Annotated in this window: 4 protein-coding genes; 2 read left to right on the top strand and 2 right to left on the bottom strand. The window is 63.6% G+C overall.

The genetic code is table 11. The annotated features are described in order from the left end of the window. The coding region (locus VN004_RS14470) for a site-specific integrase (RefSeq protein ID WP_325611324.1) at window positions 1-617 on the top strand (617 nt) is incomplete at its 5' end. A 2-nt stretch (window positions 618-619) separates the two neighbouring features. Here VN004_RS14470 and VN004_RS14465 read toward each other — a convergent pair. After that, entirely contained in the window at window positions 620-1,333 is a 714-nt protein-coding gene (locus VN004_RS14465; protein WP_325611326.1) for a thermonuclease family protein, read from the bottom strand. Here VN004_RS14465 and VN004_RS14460 point away from each other — a divergent pair. Continuing rightward, window positions 1,332-1,661, top strand: coding sequence for a hypothetical protein (locus VN004_RS14460; RefSeq protein ID WP_325611322.1), 330 nt, complete (start codon window positions 1,332-1,334; stop codon window positions 1,659-1,661). The two genes, VN004_RS14465 and VN004_RS14460, sit on opposite strands and share 2 nt — an antisense overlap. Here the strand turns inward: VN004_RS14460 and VN004_RS14455 are convergent. Further along, window positions 1,627-2,256 carry a hypothetical protein gene (locus tag VN004_RS14455; protein WP_325611320.1) on the bottom strand — a complete coding sequence of 210 codons (630 nt, stop codon included), beginning with the start codon at window positions 2,254-2,256 and terminating at the stop codon, window positions 1,627-1,629. The two genes, VN004_RS14460 and VN004_RS14455, sit on opposite strands and share 35 nt — an antisense overlap. Window positions 2,257-2,441: the final 185 nt, after the last annotated feature.

Here is a 2,441-nt window from a genome sequence, read left to right as displayed (position 1 = left end):
GCTTCCCTGAGATGCCGCGCGATCGGTTTCTGTCGGCCGACGAGATCAAGCGGCTCGCCGAGGTCCTGGCCGATCATCCGAACCGGCGTTGCGCGAATGTTGTTCGCCTGCTTCTGCTGACCGGCGCGCGGCGCGGCGAAGCGATGAACGCGCGCTGGGACCAGTTCGATCTTGAGAACGGGATCTGGACCAAGCCGGCAGCGACGACGAAGCAGCGCCGGCTTCACCGCGTGCCGCTCTCGCAAGCCGCGGTCGAATTGTTGCGCACCATTCGGTCGGGCGTGCCCTCCGATTGTCCGTGGGTGTTTCCCGGCGATATCAAAGGCAAGCCGCTAAGCGAGATGCACAGCTTCTGGGAGGGTGTGCGTACGAAGGCGAAACTAGGTGACACTCGCATCCACGATCTTCGCCACACGTTCGCTTCGCTGCTCGTGTCGGGGGGCATGACGCTGCCGATGGTCGGGCGCCTGCTCGGACACACGCAGGCGCAGACGACACTACGCTACGCCCATCTCTACGACGATCCGCTTCGCGCGGGACTCGACCAGGTTGGCGATGCTCTTCGGCCCAAGCTCAGGGTCGTGCCGCGAGAAATCGGCCCGGATCAAGCGGCGTAATATCATCGTCGCGCTCTTCGCCAGCCCGCGGCGCGAGCTTCGTCTTCGGTGCAAAACCACCGTTCGCCGGAGCGCTCATTGATCCTGGTCCGGTCGTAATCGCGCATCCCCGGCACATGGTAGATACGCTCGCCGTTACGGCTGACATTTCCCTTAATGTTGCACCCTTCCACCGGCGAGGCGACTTCGGGATTGCTCGGCAGCAGTGCCGACTGGGCCATGATCGGGACGGAAATCGAGCCGAGAATGAGCGTGTTCCGGTCGCGATGGCGCCATTCCCAGGGTGCAATGAACGCTCCGGCCCACATCCCGTCGGCGTGCTCCCGTGCGACGTTTTCTTGCGCCACATAGCGCTGCGAATATCGGCGGTACGCGAGCGCCCAGCCCGCTTCGACCATTGCGGCATTGATCTCCCGTCTCCCGGCCGAGCAGATCATGAGCCGGCGCCCATATTGGTCGAGCTGGTCACCAAGGCACGTGACCGCCCGGCTGCCAATCAGTCCTTCCAGTGCCTCACGTGCCTTGATCCCACAGGGCACGCGCCGTTGTTCGCGATCCAGGCAAACCTGATCGGTTTCGGGCGCATCGATCCCCTCAAGCCGGATGCGCACATCGCCAACGATAATCGTGTCGCCATCAGTCACGCGCGCTGGTCCAGTCAGCGGCTCGGCGGCAGACCCAGAAGCACTTGCGATGATCGCAAGAGTTGCGATCATGATCAGCAAGGTTATTCGGATTCTGGCGGGCATGTTTGGGCAGATATCAAATTGGCTGAAACGACGACGGGCATTGCGATCTCGCCGCAATGAAGATGCGCGGCTCCTTCTCGCAAGGAACCCCCACACGGCCTATTACGACGCCCAGCGCCTGGCTGCTCGGGCGCGCTTTTCCGGCGACGGAAAGAGCTTCCTCCATTGGGCGAGCGTAGCCGCAGAAGTGGCGAAGATCAGCGACAATCCCATGGACATGAAGGTCGTCCAGGCGATCGTAACGGAGGAAGAGCGGAGGGCTACGCACGGCTCAACTCCCGCCAGACCGACGTAATCTTCTTGCGTATAGTGCTTTCGTCCGGTGCGTGCTCGACATCGCGGGCCTCGAACCAGGCGAGCATATCGCGAACCAGCTCGGCCTGGGTCGCCGGTACACCGTGGTCATGAATCCGGCGCGTGAGGGCGGCATAGAAAGCATCCCAATCGTGCCGCGGTGGCACGCCCGGCCCGCCCCGCCGGCGCTCCATCGGGCCGCCGCCGACATCGGGCACATGCAATCCGTTGAAAAACCCGTATTGCCGCTCGAAGCGCTCGACCTCGGCACGTCGGACCAGCACGTCCGCGGCAGTGATCCCGATGCCTTCCATCGGCTCGACGATCCAGCAAAACGCTCCTTCGCCGGCTTTCAAGCGACGGACCACGACAGTCGGGCTGGGCGCGCCGTCGCGCCGGAATAGCGGGAGCAGATGTGGCGCCTCCACATCGACAAGGCCCGACAGCGTTTCGGCCGGTTCGGTCTTCACCGGCGGCACGGCGATCGATAGCGCCAGCAAGCCATCGGTTGACCAGCCGATCACGTCGAACGGCATGACGGACCACCGAACGGCCACTTCGGTGAGGGAATAGAAGGATCGCGGAGGCAGAGACATTTCCGGCATTCCCTAAGCAGATCATCGATATCCTTGCTGCCGCAGGCGCCGATACGCCTGCACCACCTGCTTGAGATCACCGCGCATGTCCGGCGGCAGGCGCCCTGCTTCGACGAAGAGATCGTCCATGCGGACACCGAGGATCGCCGCCGCCCGCTCGACGAGCTCATCTCGCGGCGGGTTTT

This window comes from Pseudorhodoplanes sp. (assembly GCF_035565855.1).
Lineage (GTDB): Bacteria > Pseudomonadota > Alphaproteobacteria > Rhizobiales > Xanthobacteraceae > Pseudorhodoplanes.
This window is presented reverse-complemented; position numbering and strand designations above follow the sequence as displayed.